Source organism: Pseudoxanthomonas sangjuensis (assembly GCF_010211755.1).
In the GTDB taxonomy this organism is placed as follows: Bacteria; Pseudomonadota; Gammaproteobacteria; order Xanthomonadales; family Xanthomonadaceae; genus Pseudoxanthomonas_A; species Pseudoxanthomonas_A sangjuensis.
Genome location: NZ_PDWR01000007.1, coordinates 106,582 through 121,564, shown reverse-complemented (window position 1 = coordinate 121,564; position 14,983 = coordinate 106,582). Strand labels below are relative to the sequence as shown.

General features: G+C 69.1%; 12 protein-coding genes. 1 reads left to right on the top strand and 11 read right to left on the bottom strand.

Annotation, left to right across the window (positions count from 1 at the left end):
- Window positions 1-38 precede the first annotated feature (38 nt).
- From CSC71_RS05465 to CSC71_RS05435, 7 genes are all read right to left on the bottom strand, one after another.
- Window positions 39-1,382, bottom strand: coding sequence for a sensor histidine kinase (locus CSC71_RS05465; RefSeq protein ID WP_162373340.1), 1,344 nt, complete (start codon window positions 1,380-1,382; stop codon window positions 39-41).
- 73 nt (window positions 1,383-1,455) lie between these two features.
- On the bottom strand, window positions 1,456-2,793 hold the full coding sequence (locus tag CSC71_RS05460; protein ID WP_162373339.1) for a sigma-54-dependent transcriptional regulator: 1,338 nt from the start codon (window positions 2,791-2,793) through the stop codon (window positions 1,456-1,458).
- Window positions 2,794-2,827: 34 nt separating this feature from the next.
- A complete protein-coding gene (locus CSC71_RS05455; protein ID WP_162373338.1) occupies window positions 2,828-3,178 on the bottom strand; it encodes a hypothetical protein in 351 nt (116 codons plus the stop codon).
- 63 nt (window positions 3,179-3,241) lie between these two features.
- The gene (locus CSC71_RS05450; protein ID WP_162373337.1) at window positions 3,242-4,468 is read right to left on the bottom strand and encodes an ABC transporter permease; all 1,227 of its coding nucleotides are present in this window, start codon (window positions 4,466-4,468) and stop codon (window positions 3,242-3,244) included.
- Between the two features lie 10 nt (window positions 4,469-4,478).
- Entirely contained in the window at window positions 4,479-5,780 is a 1,302-nt protein-coding gene (locus CSC71_RS05445) for an ABC transporter permease (protein ID WP_162373336.1), read from the bottom strand.
- A gap of 70 nt (window positions 5,781-5,850) precedes the next feature.
- Window positions 5,851-6,579: an ABC transporter ATP-binding protein gene (locus tag CSC71_RS05440; RefSeq protein ID WP_162373335.1), complete on the bottom strand. Its 729-nt coding sequence runs from the start codon at window positions 6,577-6,579 to the stop codon at window positions 5,851-5,853.
- A 113-nt stretch (window positions 6,580-6,692) separates the two neighbouring features.
- Window positions 6,693-7,964, bottom strand: coding sequence for an efflux RND transporter periplasmic adaptor subunit (locus CSC71_RS05435; RefSeq protein WP_162373334.1), 1,272 nt, complete (start codon window positions 7,962-7,964; stop codon window positions 6,693-6,695).
- A gap of 218 nt (window positions 7,965-8,182) precedes the next feature.
- Between CSC71_RS05435 and glmS the strand changes: the two genes are divergently transcribed.
- Window positions 8,183-10,012, top strand: coding sequence for a glutamine--fructose-6-phosphate transaminase (isomerizing) (gene glmS, locus CSC71_RS05430; protein ID WP_162373333.1), 1,830 nt, complete (start codon window positions 8,183-8,185; stop codon window positions 10,010-10,012).
- 61 nt (window positions 10,013-10,073) lie between these two features.
- Here the strand turns inward: glmS and CSC71_RS05425 are convergent, their stop codons facing one another.
- The 4 genes from CSC71_RS05425 to CSC71_RS05410 form a co-directional block, all read right to left on the bottom strand.
- Window positions 10,074-10,385, bottom strand: coding sequence for an HPF/RaiA family ribosome-associated protein (locus CSC71_RS05425; RefSeq protein ID WP_162373332.1), 312 nt, complete (start codon window positions 10,383-10,385; stop codon window positions 10,074-10,076).
- A 146-nt stretch (window positions 10,386-10,531) separates the two neighbouring features.
- The gene (locus CSC71_RS05420) at window positions 10,532-13,069 is read right to left on the bottom strand and encodes a DNA topoisomerase I (protein ID WP_162373331.1); all 2,538 of its coding nucleotides are present in this window, start codon (window positions 13,067-13,069) and stop codon (window positions 10,532-10,534) included.
- A 174-nt stretch (window positions 13,070-13,243) separates the two neighbouring features.
- A complete protein-coding gene (locus tag CSC71_RS05415; protein ID WP_162373330.1) occupies window positions 13,244-14,230 on the bottom strand; it encodes an RDD family protein in 987 nt (328 codons plus the stop codon).
- Window positions 14,231-14,285: 55 nt separating this feature from the next.
- Complete coding sequence (locus CSC71_RS05410; RefSeq protein ID WP_162373329.1) at window positions 14,286-14,975, bottom strand: pilin; 690 nt, start codon at window positions 14,973-14,975, stop codon at window positions 14,286-14,288.
- Between the last annotated feature and the right edge of the window lie 8 nt (window positions 14,976-14,983).

Below are 14,983 nucleotides of genomic sequence, written 5' to 3'. Positions count from 1 at the left end.
GTCGCCTGCGACGGGAAGCGCGAATCCGCGGCGCCGGGCTAGGCGGCTTGCGCGGGCAACTGGATCGCCACGCACAGCCCGCCGCCGTCGCGGTTGTGCAGCGAGAGGCGGCCGCCGTGCGCTTCGACGATCTCGCGGGTCAGCGCCAATCCGAGGCCGGTGCCGTGGCGCTTGGTCGAATAGAACGGCACCAGCGCGTTCTGCAGCACCGCGTCGTTCATGCCGGGGCCGCGGTCGAGCACCTCGATGCGCAGCCAGTCCGGCAGCCGGGTCAGGCGCAACCCGACGTCGGCGTCGGCCGAGCCGGATTCGTGCGCGTTCTTCAGCAGGTTCAGCAGCGCCTGTTCCAGCTGCGCCGGATCGATGCGCCCGTGCAGGTCGTCGTCGGGCATCTCCAGCGCGAAGCCGATCTGCCGCTGCAGGCCGAGCAGGAACTCGCGCCAGCACACCGTCTGCAATTGCGGCTGCGGCAGCTTGGCGAAGCGCGCATAGCCGCGGATGAATCCCTCGAGGTGGCGCGCGCGCTCCTCGATGGTCGCGAACACGTCCTCCAGCCGCTCGTGGCGCCCGCGCCGCACCAGCTCGGCGCCCGAGTGTGCCAGCGACGCGACCGGCGCCAGCGAGTTGTTCAGTTCGTGGCTGATCACCCGGATCACCTTCTTCCAGGTCTGCACTTCCTGGCGGCGCAGTTCGCTGGTCAGCAGGCGCAGCAGCAGCAATTCGTGCTGGCGGCCGTTGAGGCGGAACTGGCGGCGGGCGAGGTGGTAGACCTGCTCTTCGCCGGTTTCTTCCTCGTCGTCGTCGCGGCCGATCGCGAACAGGCTGTCGCCGCCGCGCGCCATCGCCTCGCGCATCTCCAGCGGCGCCCGCGCCAGCAGTTCGTCGAAGCGCCTGCCTTCCAGTTTCCAGCCGCTGTTGAGCAGCTTGCGCGCGACGAGGTTGGCGAACACCACGCGGCGCTCGCCGTCGCCGCCGGCGGCGACCAGCAGCATCGCCACCGGGGTGTTCTGCACCATCGTGTCGAGCAGCAGCTCGCGCTGCACCAGGCCCTGGCGCTGCTCGCGCAGCACCTCGCCGAGTTCGGCATGCGAGGCGACCAGTTCGGCCAGCTCGTCGTCGCCGCGCCAATGGATGCCGAAGTTGTATTCGCCGTCGCGGTAGGTGTGCACGCTGCCCGACAGCGCGCGCAGCAGCGCATTGAGCGGCCGCAGCGCGCGGCGCACGATCCACGCCGCCAGCGGCAGCACGGCCAGCGCGGAAAGCAGGGCGACCAGCCACGCGTCGTCGATCCAGCGTGCCAGCAGCAGCGGCAGCGCGATCGCCAGCGCCAGCAACGGCAGCAACCACAGCAGCAGGCGACCGGCGAGCGAGCGGCGGATCATCGATCTTCGATGCGTCGTTCGAACCGTTCTCCCGCTTGCGGGAGAGGGAAAGCGTGCGCGCCGGAGGAAGGCATCATGGATGGGCGATGCCGTAGCGGTCCATGCGCCGGTACAGCGCCTGCCGGCTCAGGCCGAGTTCGCCGGCGGCCTGCGCGATCACGCCGTTGGCGCGCGCCAGCGCGGCCTCGATGCCGGCCTTGTCCGGTTCGGCGATCGTCGCGGCTTTCTGCGGCGGCGGCTTCGGCAGGTTGAGGTCGGCGGCCTCGATGCGCTCGCCCTGCGCCAGCAGGCCGGCGCGCTGCACCACGTTGCGCAGCTCGCGCACGTTGCCCGGCCAGGGATGGCGCAGCAGCGCCGCGCGCGCCGGTTCGGACAGCGGCTTGTCGGCGGGGCGGAACAGTTCGGCCAGCGGCAGGATGTCGCCGGGGCGCTCTGCCAGCGGCGGCAACGCCAGTTCGATCGCGTTGAGGCGGTAGTACAGGTCCTCGCGGAACGTGCCGTCGCGGATCATCGCCGGCAGGTCGGCATTGGTCGCGCTGATCACGCGCACGTCGACGTGGCGTTCGCGGTTGGAGCCGAGGCGCTCGAACTTGCCGGTTTCCAGCACGCGCAACAGCTTCATCTGCCCGGCCAGCGGCAGGTTGCCGATTTCGTCGAGGAACAGGGTGCCGCCATCGGCGGCTTCGAACTTGCCTTCGCGCGCCTTGTTCGCGCCGGTGTAGGCGCCGGCGTCGGCGCCGAACAACTCGGCCTCGACCAGCTCGGAAGGCAGCGCGCCGCAGTTCAAGGTCACGAACGGGCCGTTCTTCGCCGCGGAATTGGCCTGCACGATCTCGGCGAGTTTCTCCTTGCCGCTGCCGTTGGGCCCGGTGATCAGCACCGGCAGTTCGGAACGCGCGACCTGGCAGGCCAGCGCGATCACGCGCTCGCTGGCCGGGTCGGCGAAGACCACGCCGCGCAGGTCGTACTTCGCCTGCAGCTGTTCGCGGCGCTGCTTCTCGCGCGCGCGGCGGCGGTCCAGCTCGCGCCGCGCCTCGGCCAGTTCCAGCAGGTTGTTGACCGTGGTCATCAGGCGGCCGTCGTCCCACGGCTTGGCCACGTAGTCGGCGGCGCCGGCCTTGACCAGTTCGACCGCGCTGCTCAGGTGGGTCCACGCGGTCAGCAGGATCACCGGCAGGTCGGGGTACTGCGCGCGGATCCGCGCGAACAGCGCTTCGCCTTCGGCGCCGGACGTGGTGTCGGCGGAGAAGTTCATGTCCTGGATCACCAGGTCGACGCTTTCGCCGGCAAGGGCGTCCAGCCCGGCCTGCGGCGATTCGGCGTGCAGCGTGGCGATGTCGTGCAGCGAGAACAGCACGTCCAGCGCCGTGGCGACCGCGGGGTTGTCGTCGATGATCAGGACGGTGGACATGGCGGGAAACGTCGCGTCTTCTTCTCTCACGTTGTCATTCGCGGATGGCGCGGAAGGCGCTGCCGGGCTGGCTCAGCACCAGGTAGCCCGGCCGGTTGGCCGCATCGTAGCCGAAGGGGACGCGGGCGCCGAGGTCGGGGACCACGAAGATGGTTTCCGATTCGGCGACCAGCGTCCAGGCGTCTTGGCCGTCGGCCTGGATCCTCAGGCCCTTGTCCTCGCGCCACACGTGCAGGCGGATGCCCGACCCGGTCCGGTACCAGCCGGCGTAGCCGTCGAGGATCGACTGCGCTACCGGCACGCCGGCGGGCGGCGTGGCGGTTTGCGCCTGCGCGGCGCCGGCGGCGGGAGCGAGGGCGAGGCACAGCAACAACGGGCGCAGCATGGTGGCGATCTCCGGAAGGGCGATATCGCGACTATAGGCAGTGCCCGATGAATGCCATCGGGCTCACGCGCTGCGCGTGGCCACCGCCGGCGGCACCGCGGCGGCGCGACGCGCCGGCCACAGCACCGACAACTGGCCCAGTCCCCACAGCACCACCGCGCCGGTCGGCAGGTAGTACCACGGCAGCCGCGGCAGCTCGTACTTGCCCATCAGCATCTGGTTGATGCCGAAAGCCAGCAGCATGCCGACCACGATGCCGGCGCTGGCCAGCAGGAAGTTCTCGGTCTGGAAATAGCGCAGGATCTGCCCCTGGGTCGCGCCCAGGGCGCGGCGCACGCCGATCTGCCGCGTGCGCTGCTGTACCCAGAAACTGGCCAGGCCGACGATGCCCAGCGCGGTGACCACCAACAGCGCGACGATCACGATCACCAGCATCCACGCCATCGAGCGGTCCTGCTCGAAGAAGCTGGCGCGCAGCTCGCTCAGCGTGCCCTGTTCGACCACCAGCAGGTTGGGATCGGCGCGCTTGAGCGCGTCGACGGCGGCTTTCAGCACCTCGGCGCGGCGCGCCGGTTCCGTGCGCAGTATGTACTGCACCCCGGGCCTGTATTCGCGGATCGGGAAGATCATCGAATACTGGCCCTGATCGAAGCTGTTCGGGCGGATCAGTTCCTCGACCACGCCCACCACCGGGATCGACGCATTGCCCCAGCTGTAGAACGACTTGCCGACCGCGTTCTGTCCGGGGAAGAGCTTCTCGGCCATGGTCCGGTTGATGATCGCGCCCGGCACCTTGCCCTCGTCGCCGGATTTCTCCAGCACGGCCAACTCCTGGTATTCGCCGGGGGTGAAATCACGGCCGGCGATCAGGCGCAGGCCGAAGGTCTCGAGCAGATTGCCGTCGTCCATGTACACGGTGGCGTTGAGCGTGCTCATCTGCTGGTCCTCGGTCAGGCGCACGCCACTGTTGTTGCTGGAATTGCCGAACGGTATCTGGGTCGCGACGGAGGCCTGGACGACGCCGGGCACGTGGCGCAGCACGTCCAGGTACTCCTGCGCGACCGACTTGTTCAGCTCGTCGTCGTCGCCGAGCTGGCGCAGGCTGGCGGCCTGGATGCGCACCAGCTCGTCCTCGGCGATGCCGCTGGGCACGTGCATGCGGTCGAGGCGCTCGGCGATCAGGAACAGCGCGTTGCAGACGATGGCGCAGCTCAGCGCGATCTCGATGACGATCAGCGCGGCGGCGGTCTTGTGCCGGCGCAGGGTGGAAAGGATCGGACGGATTTCCATGGCGTTCCCCTTATTGCGTCTTCAATTGCACGGCGGGCGTGATCTGCATCGCTCGCCAGGCGGGCAACAGCCCGGCCAGCAGGCTGGCCACGATCGCCAGCACGAAGGTCAGCAGCAACATCGGCGCGTCCAGTTGCGCCAGCTTGGCGTAGCTGGCCGGCTGGTGGCGCACCGCCCACAGGCCGAGCAGGGCCAGGCCCAGGCCGAGCGTGCCGCCGGCCAGCCCGATCGCGCCGGCTTCGACCAGGCATTGCTTGAAGATCTCCGCGCGCGACGCGCCCAGTGCGCGGCGCACGCCGATCTCGCCGCTGCGGCGCAGGAACTTGGCCAGCAGCAGGCCGACGGTGTTGACCAGGCAGACCAGCAGGAAGCCCAGCGCCAGCCACACCTGCAGGCGCACGTCGCCCGGGACGAAGCGGTTGAACTCCAGCAGTTCCATCACGTTGCGCAGGCGCACGTTGCTCGGGCGCTCGAAACGGCCGGCGGTACGCTGCTGGTCGGAATAATTGACCAGGTAGTTGCGGTAGGCGTCCGCCTGGCCGGCCGATTCCAGCTCCACCCAGTACTGCACCCACGCGCACGGCGCGTTCAGCGAACGGCTGTCGCCCTGCGAATCGCCCCAGCAGTTGGTGCTGCCCTGGGTGCCCAGCTTCAGGTCGCGCGACGTGGAGAAGGGCAGGAGCACGCCTTCGGGGACGCCGTAGCGGCCGGTGTACAAGTCGTAGAACTTCGGCACCGGGCGCCAGTTGTCGAGCACGCCGACGACGCGGAAGTCGTTGGGGGCGATGCGCAGGATCTTGCCGGTGCTGTCGCCGCCGCCGAAGATCGTGTCGTTGAGTTCGCGGCTGATCACCGCCACGCGCGCGTGCGTTTCGTCCTCGTCCGCGGTCCAGGCGCGGCCGTACAGGAACGGCACGTCGAACATCGCGAAGAAGTCGGCGGTGGCGTAGCGCGCGTCGGTCAGGTACGGGGTCTGCCCGGCGCGGTTCGGGTCGACGACCACGTTGCCGCCGCTGGCCATCGTCTGCCGCAGGCCGCGCTTGTCGCGCAGCAGCGCCTCGGCGTCGAAGCGGGTCAGCTGGGTGTTCGGCTCTTCGCCGGGCTGGTAGCCCTGCATGGATTCGGCATCGAGCTGCACGTAGAACAGGCGGTCGCTCTTCTGCGGGATCGGGTCGCCGGAAAGCACGTGGAACACGGTCAGCGTGGTCATCGCCGCGCCGATGCCCAGCGCGATCGCCAGCACCATCAGCGCGGTCAGCACCTTGTTGCGCCGGAAGCTGCGCAGGGCGAGGTTGAAGTAATAGGCGAACATGCGTGTTGTCCTGTTGGGGAACCAGCGGGAGAGAACGGGAAACGGGCGAAGGGGCGCCTTGCCCCCGCCGTCACTCGTTCCCGGTTTCCGCGTACTCGCTTCTTGCTCCGGCGCGGATCAATTCCGGCCCGACGGAGAGGTCGGTGGCCATGCCGTCGACGATGTGCACGTTGCGCTGCGCGCGCGCGGCCAGTTCCGGATCGTGGGTGACCATCACGATGGTCGTGCCGCGCTGGTTGATCTCCTCCAGCAGTTCCAGCACGCCGCGCGCCATCTGCGTGTCGAGATTGCCGGTGGGCTCGTCGGCGAGCAGCAGCCTCGGGCTGCCGGCCAGCGCGCGCGCGATCGCCGCGCGCTGCTGCTGGCCGCCGGACAGCTCGGCCGGGTAGTGCTTCATCCGCGAGCCCAGTCCGACCCGGGCCAGCGCCTCCTCGATGCGCTGCTTGCGCTCGCTTGCCGGCATGCCGCGGTAGCGCAGCGGCACGTCGGCGTTGTCGAACAGGTTCAGGTCGGGGATCAGGTTGAAGCTCTGGAAGATGAAGCCGATCTTCTGGTTGCGCAGCCGGCTGCGCTGGTTGTCGTTCAGGCCACTGACGTCCTCGCCGTCCAGCCTGTAGACGCCGGAAGTGTAGGTTTCCAGCAGTCCGGCGATGTTGAGGAACGTCGTCTTGCCCGAACCCGAGGGGCCGGTCACGGCGACGAATTCGCCCTCCTTCACGTGCAGGTCCAGCGAACGCAACGCGTGCGTCTCGACCAGCTCGGTGCGGTAGACCTTGGTGACCTGGTGCATTTCCAACATGGTGGTGTCCTCGGTGGTTCTGGTTGTTGGTTCTTGGTTGCCGGTTCTTGGCGGTTGGCTTTCCGGGGCTCGGCGTTTCTCCAACAGCCAAGAACCCACAGCCAACTACCGCATCAATTCACTTTTACTTTCTCGGCATCGCCGAACAGGTCGCTGCCGGAAACCACGACGCGGTCGCCGGGCTGCAGGCCGTCCAGCACCTCGATTTCGGACAGGCTGCTCACGCCCAGCCGCACCGGCCTGCGCACGGCGACGTTGCCGTCCATGACGTAGGCATAGCGGCCGCCGGACTGTTCGACGAACGGGCCGCGTTCGACCTTCAGCACGTTGCGGCGGGTGTCCATCAGGATGCGCGCGCTCAGGCGCTGGTTCTGGCGCAGGCCCGGCGGCTGGTCCTTGCTGAAGCGGATGCGCGCGACGACCTCGCCGTTGACCACTTCCGGCGACACCGCGGAGATCTCGCCCGGGTACGGTTGCCCGCTGCCGCTGGTCAGCTGCGCCGGCATGCCGATGGCCAGGTCGCGGGCGAAGCTTTCCGGCACCCTGATCTCGACTTCGAACTTGCTCAGGTCGACCACGCTCAGCACCGGCCCATTGGCGACCACGCTGGTGCCCTGCGGCACCTGCACCTGGCCGACCTGGCCGTCGAACGGCGCGCGCAGGGTCAGCGCGTCGACCTGGCGCCGGGCCTCGGCGACGACCGCGCGCTGGCGGTCGGCCAGCAACTGCTTGTTGCGCGCATCGAGCCCGGCGCCGGCGGCCTGCAGGTCGAAATCCTTGTGCGCGCTGCCGAGGCCGATCTGCGCCTTCTTCACCTCGTCCTCGGCGCGGTTCAGTTCGTTCTTCGACACCGCGCCGCCGTCGTAGGCGCGCTGGTACCGCTCCAGGTCGCGCAGCGCGGCGGTGTGGTCGATCTGCGCCTGGTCCAGCGCCTTGCGCGCGGTCAGCCGCGCGATCTGCGCGTCGAGGCGGGCGCGGCCGGCTTCGGCCTCGAGGCTGGCCAGCGTGGATTCCTCCTGCACCAGCTTGCTGCGCAGTTCCGGGCTGTCGATCACCGCCAGTTCCTGGCCCTTGGCCACCTTGTCGCCGGCGACGACCTTCAGCGAGACCGTGCCGGCGGCGATGGCGTACAGGGTGGGGCTGTTGGCGGCGATCACGCGGCCATCCGCGGAAATGTCGCGGACCAGGTCGCCGCGGGTGACTTCGGCGATACGCAGCCGCGAAGCGTCGTACGACCGCGCGCCGCCCAGCCATTGCACCCCCACCCAGACGATGCCCAGGACCAGCAGCGCGGCACCGGCCGCCGACCAGGCCCAGCGTGGCAGCCGGCCGCGGCCGGCGGGTTTGGCGAGTACCTGGTCCTGCGCGGAGGTGTCCCGAATCATCGATGCTTGGCGTTATGGGTAGACAGGCATCCAGCAGCACGACTCGTGCCAATCGCAAGTCGTTGATGCGAAAGGGGGTGCAGGGCGTCCGAACAGGTGTCCGCGTGTCCGCGGACACTGTGCGGACACCGGTTGGCGCAGGCTTGTCCGGGGCCGGTCGCGGCCGACGCTAGAATGTCCGCGGGATGTCTTCACCTTGAACAACGGAGTGCGGCTGCATGTGCGGAATCGTGGGCGCGATCGCCGATCGCGACGTGGTACCGGTCCTGATCGAGGGCCTGAAGCGACTGGAATACCGCGGCTACGATTCCGCCGGCATCGCCGTCGTCAACGATCGCGACGTGCGCCGCGTGCGCCGCACCGGCCGGGTGGCGGAAATGGCCGACGCCGCCGCCGCCGAAGGTTTCCACGCCAGCCTCGGCATCGGCCATACCCGCTGGGCCACGCACGGCGGCGTCACCGAGGCCAACGCGCACCCGCACATCAGCCACGGCATCGCCCTGGTCCACAACGGCATCATCGAGAACCACGAGGAACAGCGGGAGAAGCTGGGCGCGCTCGGCTACGCGTTCGAGTCGCAGACCGACACCGAGGTCATCGCCCACCTGATCCACCACCACCTGAAACAGGGCAACGGCGACCTGCTCGGCGCGCTGCAGCGCGTGGTCAAGGAACTCACCGGCGCCTACGCGCTGGCGGTGATCAGCCGCGCCGAGCCCGGGCGCATGGTCTGCGCGCGCATGGGCTGCCCGCTGCTGATCGGCCTGGGCGAGGGCGAGAACTTCGTCGCCTCCGACGTTTCCGCGGTCGTGCAGGCCACGCGCAATGTCGTCTTCCTCGAAGAGGGCGACACCGCCGAAGTCGCGCGCGACGGCGTGCGCGTCTACGACCGCAACGACCAGCCGGTCGAACGCGAAACCCACGTTTCCAGCGTGTCGTTGTCGTCGCTGGAGCTGGGCCCGTACCGCCACTTCATGCAGAAGGAAATCCACGAACAGCCGCGCGCGATCGGCGACACCATCGAGGCGACCATCGACGGCGGCTTCGTGCCGGAACTGTTCGGCAGGAACGCCGCGGCGGTGCTGGAGGGCATCGAGGGCGTGCAGATCCTCGCCTGCGGCACCAGTTACTACGCGGGGCTCACCGCGCGCTACTGGATCGAGGGCATGGCCGGGATGCCGTGCAGCGTCGAGATCGCCAGCGAATACCGCTACCGCCAGGCCTATGCCGATCCGAAGCACCTGGTCGTCACCATCTCGCAGTCGGGCGAAACCCTCGACACGATGGAGGCGCTGAAGCACGCGAAGTCGCTGGGCCGCGCGCACACGCTGTCGATCTGCAACGTGCCGGAGAGTGCGATCCCGCGCGCCAGCGAACTGGTCTGCTATACCCGCGCCGGCGCCGAGATCGGCGTGGCCTCGACCAAGGCCTTCACCACCCAGCTCGCCGCGCTGTTCCAGCTGGCGGTGGTGCTGGCCAAGCTGCGCGGCCGGCTCGGCGCCGACGACGAAGCGCAATGCCTCGAGCAGTTGCGCCAGTTGCCCGGCGGCGTGCAGCAGGCGCTGAACCTGGAACCGCAGGTCGTCGCGTGGGCGGAGAAATTCGCGGCCAAGCAGAACGCGCTGTTCCTCGGCCGCGGCCTGCATTACCCGATCGCGCTGGAAGGCGCGCTCAAGCTCAAGGAAATCTCCTACATCCACGCCGAGGCCTACCCGGCCGGCGAGCTCAAGCACGGCCCGCTGGCGCTGGTCGATTCGGCGATGCCGGTGGTCGTGATCGCGCCGAACAACTCGCTGCTGGAGAAGGTCAAGTCGAACATGCAGGAAGTGCGCGCGCGCGGCGGCGAGCTGTTCGTTTTCGCCGACCAGGACAGCAACTTCGGCGAGTCCGAGGGCGTGCACGTGATCCGCACCCCGCGCCACGTCGGCCTGCTCAGCCCGGTCGTGCACACCATCCCGGTGCAGCTGCTGGCCTACCACACCGCGCTGGCGCGCGGCACCGACGTCGACAAGCCGCGCAACCTGGCCAAATCGGTCACGGTGGAGTAGCCGGCCCGGCATCGCCGGGCCCGGCGCGGGGCGTTGCCCCGGCGATCGCGGCGCGTGCGGCTCAGTCGCCGCGCTGGATCCTGACCTGGTCCTCGATCTGCCGTTGCAGCGCATCGAAAGCCTGGTGTGCCGCAACGTAGGCGTCTTCGTGGGCCTTCTCGGCTGTCGCCGTGCCGCCGGGAAGCGAGGCAAGCAGGCGCACGAGGTAGCGGTTGCCCTGGCGATGGCGGCCTTCCTCCAGCCCGACCACCGCGTTGCAGCCCTGCAGGTGCTTGGCGAACCTGCCGAGTTTTTCGGCATGGCGCGCGATGTCGGCGCGCAACGCCTCGGAAGGATCGATGCCCTGGAAAACGACGTTGACGTTGGGGGTCATGGGCGGCTCCTGCAATGCGGTGGATGCATCTGCAGCATAGCGCCGGACGAAGGCGCCGCCTTGATCCAGATCAGCCGTCCGTCCCTCGATCCCACGGCGGATCGGGCGCCGGGCGCCGCCCCGGGCAATGCTTGCGTGGCCCGGCGTCAGGCCGATTTCTTCACCACGCGCTTCTTGCCGATCTCGATGTCGGTCTTCTTGGTCAGCAACGACTTGGCCGGCTCGACTTCCGGGGTGAGGGCGGACTTGCGCGCCGTGGTCTTCTTGGCGGTGGTTTTCTTGCCGGCCTTCGCCGCCTTCTTCGCCGGCGCCTTCTTCGCGACGGCCTTCTTGGCCGCAGGCTCCTTCTTCGCCGGCGCCTTCCTGGCCGCGGTCTTCTTCGCGCCGAAGCCGCGCCGCGCCGGCTTGCCGGTTTCCTCCAGCAGCTTCTGCACCTCTTCCAGGGTCAGCGAGGCCGGGTCGCGGTCCTTCGGGATCTTGCCATTGAGCTTGCCGTCGCTGATGTACGGGCCGAAGCGGCCGTTCAGCACCTGGATGTCGCTGCCTTCGAATTCCTTGATGATGCGGTTGCGCGCGATCTCTTCCTTTTCCTCGATCAGGAACACCGCCCGCGCCAGGTCGATGGTGTGCGGGTCGTCTTCCTTCTTCAGCGAGGCGTAGGTGGACCCGCGCTTGGCGAACGGGCCGAAGCGGCCGATGCCGACGCTGACTTCCTCGCCGTTGCTCAGGCCCAGCTTGCGCGGCAGCTTGAACAGCTCCAGCGCTTCCTCCAGCGTGATCGTGTGCATCGACTGGCCGGGACGCAGGCTGGCGAATTCCAGCTTCTCGTCCACGTCCTTGTCGCCGATCTGCGCATACGGCCCGAACCGGCCCAGGCGCACGCTGACCGGCTTGCCGCTCTTCGGGTCGCTGCCCAGTTCGCGCGCGCCGGTGGCCTCGGAACGGTCGACCGATTCGGATTTCTCCTCGACCAGTTCCTTGAACGGGCCCCAGAACTTTTCCATCAGCGGCACCCACTCCTCCTCGCCGCGCGAGACGGCGTCCAGCTCGTCTTCCATGTTCGCGGTGAAGTCGTAATCGACGTAGCGGGTGAAATGGCTGCTGAGGAACTTGCTGACCGCGCGGCCCACGTCGGTGGGCTTGAACGCGCGGCCTTCCATCTCCGCGTACTTGCGGAACAGCAGGGTCTGGATGATCGAGGCGTAGGTCGACGGCCGGCCGATGCCGTATTCCTCCAGCGCCTTGACCAGCGCGGCCTCGGTGTAGCGCGGCGGCGGCTGGGTGAAGTGCTGGTCGGCGTGAATGCGTTCCAGCGGCACGCGGTCGCCGGGCTTCATCGCCGGCAGCTTGCGGCCTTCGTCGTCGTCCTCGCTCTTCGCGTCGCGGCCTTCCTCGTACACGGCGAGGAAGCCGGGCACGACCACGGTGGTGCCGCTGGCGCGGAAGCTGTGCTCGCCGCCCGCGGCCAGGTCGACGCTGACGGTGTTCAGCGTCGCCGGGATCATCTGGCAGGCGACCGCGCGCTTCCACACCAGTTCGTACAGCTTGCGCTCGTCGTCGGTCAGGTAGCGCGCCACCTGCGCCGGGGTGCGCAGCGCCGAGGTCGGGCGTATCGCTTCGTGCGCTTCCTGCGCGTTCTTCGACTTGGTCTGGTAGAAGTTCGGCTTGTCCGGCAGCGACGCGGTGCCGTAGTCGCGCGCGATCACGTCGCGGATCTCGCCCAGCGCGTCGACCGACAGGTTGACCGAGTCGGTACGCATGTAGGTGATCAGGCCGACCGTGCCTTCGTCGCCGATGGCCACGCCTTCGTACAGCTTCTGCGCCACCTGCATGGTCTTGCGCGTGGTGAAGCCGAGCTTGCGCGAGGCCTCCTGCTGCAGCGTCGAGGTGGTGAACGGCGGCGCCGGGCGGCGCTTGCGTTCCTTGCTGGCGACGTCGGTGACGTGCAGCATGCCCTGCGCGGCCTGCTGGATGCGCGCGCGCGCGGCCTCGGCGGTGTCGCCGTCGGTGATGGTGAACTGCTCGAACTTCTTGCCGTCGAGCTTGGTCAGCTTCGCGCCGAACGACTGCGACGGGTGCGCGCACTCGGCTTCGATGGTCCAGTACTCGCGGGCGACGAAGGCTTCGATCTCCTCCTCGCGCTCGACGATCATGCGCAGCGCCGGCGACTGCACGCGGCCGGCGGACAGGCCGCGCTGGACCTTGCGCCACAGCACCGGCGACAGGTTGAAGCCGACCAGGTAGTCGAGCGCGCGCCGCGCCTGCTGCGCATCGACCAGGTCGCTGGCGATGCTGCGCGGCTGGGTCATCGCTTCCCTGATCGCGCGCGGGGTGATCTCGGTGAAGACCACGCGGTGCAGGGGCTTGTCCTGCAGCAGGCCGCGCTCCTTCAGGATCTCGGCGATGTGCCAGCTGATCGCCTCGCCCTCGCGGTCCGGGTCGGTGGCCAGCCAGATGTCGTCGGCGGCCTTGGCGGCTTTCGCTATCGCGTCGACGTGCTTCTCGTTCTTGTCGATCAGCTCGTAGCGCATCGCGAAGCCGGCGTCCGGGTCCACCGCGCCCTCCTTCGGCACCAGGTCGCGCACGTGCCCGTACGAGGCCAGGACGTGGAAGTCCTTGCCGAGGTATTTGTTGATCGTCTTGGCCTTGGCGGGCGATTCGACGATGAGCAGGTGCTTGGGCATGGGCGGGAAAGGCTGGGGCCGGCGGGCCGGCGATGGTCGTACAAAACGGGTCGTGGAAGAAGCCGACGCCCGGACTCGGGGGCCCGGGCGTTCAGGTTTCACGCTATTTATAGTGGAATCACGGCCGGGGCCGGGCTGTCAAGCCGGCCCCGGCCGGAGGCTGTGACGGCGGTCTCAGCGTCCCGCGCCGCCCATCGAGGCGGCGATCCCGATCAGGACGAAGTAGCCGACCAGCATCAGCGCGCTGACCACGATGGCGATCAGGGTGACCACGCCCAGCTCCCGGCGCTGCCGTTCCGGGTGGGCGGTGAAGGCCCAGCGGTCCACGACCAGGGTACCGGCCGCCATGTCGTGCAGGGCCTGCTTGCGCCCGGTCAGGCCGGTGGTGAAGGCCGAGACCAGGCTGGCGATGCCGCAGCTGAGCAGGTGGAAGAAGAAATAGCCGGCCCAGCGCCCCAGCGACTGGCCGGTGCCGATCGGGTTGCCGTCGAGGTCGGTGACCTTGATCCCGACCGCCAGCTTGCCCAGCGTGGCCTGCGACGCCGAGGCGTGCATCCACACGAAATAGAACGCCTGCAGCACGATCGGCACCACGTAGATGCCCAGCACCATCAGCGGCGCCAGCGTGCCGGTGGCCATTTCGCTGCCGAGCGTCGACAGCCCCAGACCGAACAGGCCGCCGACGACCATCATCACGACGAGCATGACGACGAAGAACAGCAGCCCGTCGATCACCGAGGCCGCATAGCGCTTCCAGAAGCCGGCATAGACCACCTCGCCGCCGTGCACCACCGCGTCGTGCGCGGCGACTGCGGCGCGCGGCGGGGCGTAAGGCGTGGCAGGCGCCGCGTAGGCCGCGTCGGTTGCGGGCGCCGGGGCGGGTTCGCTTGTGGCGAACACGGCGCGGCCTTCGCTGGCGGGTTCGGTGGCAGGCGCCGGCATCGGCGCCGCGTCGTCGCCGGGTGCCGCACCGGCGGCCGCGGATTCCAGCAGGCCCAGCTCGCCGGCGAAATCGCCCAGCACCTGCCATTGCTCCAGTCCTTCGCGCCACACCAGCGTCTCCGGCGAAACTTCGTTGCGGCGGAACAGCACGGCCAGCTCGTCGGCCTCGATCGGACCCTGGCGCTGGCGGTTGCGGTCGGCGTAATACCACTGGGTCATCGGTTTTCCCCCTGGATTCCCTGTTGCGACGTTAACGCATGCGCGTTGCCGCGCGCTAGCCGCGGCAGGCCCGCGGCAGGTAGCGGTTCTCGATTTCGGAAGTGCAGGTCCAGCGGCCGGCATTGGCGTCGAGCTCGAACCATACGGCCTTGCCGTCGAGCCTGTCGCTGCCGGTGCCGCGCAGCCGCAGCTCCATGCCGCATTTCCCATCCTCGAACTCGCCCAGCCGGATCGACGCGACCTGCGCGGTAGCGTAGCTTTCCGCGGGGCCGAAGCCGGCATCGCCGTTGTCCGGGCAGCGCCCGTCGCGCGCCCGGAATTCGGCGGCCGCCACCTTCAGCGGGGCGGCCTCGGTCAGCGCGCCGGCGACCTTCGCGCGCAGGGTGTAGTCCTGGTACGCGGGCAGGGCGATCGCGGCGAGGATGGCGATCGCCGGGACGCTGCACGCCGCAACGATGATCAGCGCGATCATGCAGCCGGACAGGCCGCGCTTCGGCGTCGCGGGCGCGGGCGCCGCGGCCTGTCCGGGCATCGTCGGCGGCAACGGCAACGGCGGCGGCGCGGCGGCGACGGACAGGCCGAGTTCGCGCGCGAACTCGGACAATGGCCGCCACTGCGGCAGGCCTTCGCGCCAGACCCAGGTGTCGAGCCCGATGCGGCCGCTGCGGAACAGCTCGGCCAGGTCGGTTTCGGGCAGCGGGCCGCGCCGCTGTTGGTTGCCTTCGGCGTAGTACCAGTCGCTCATCGCGATTC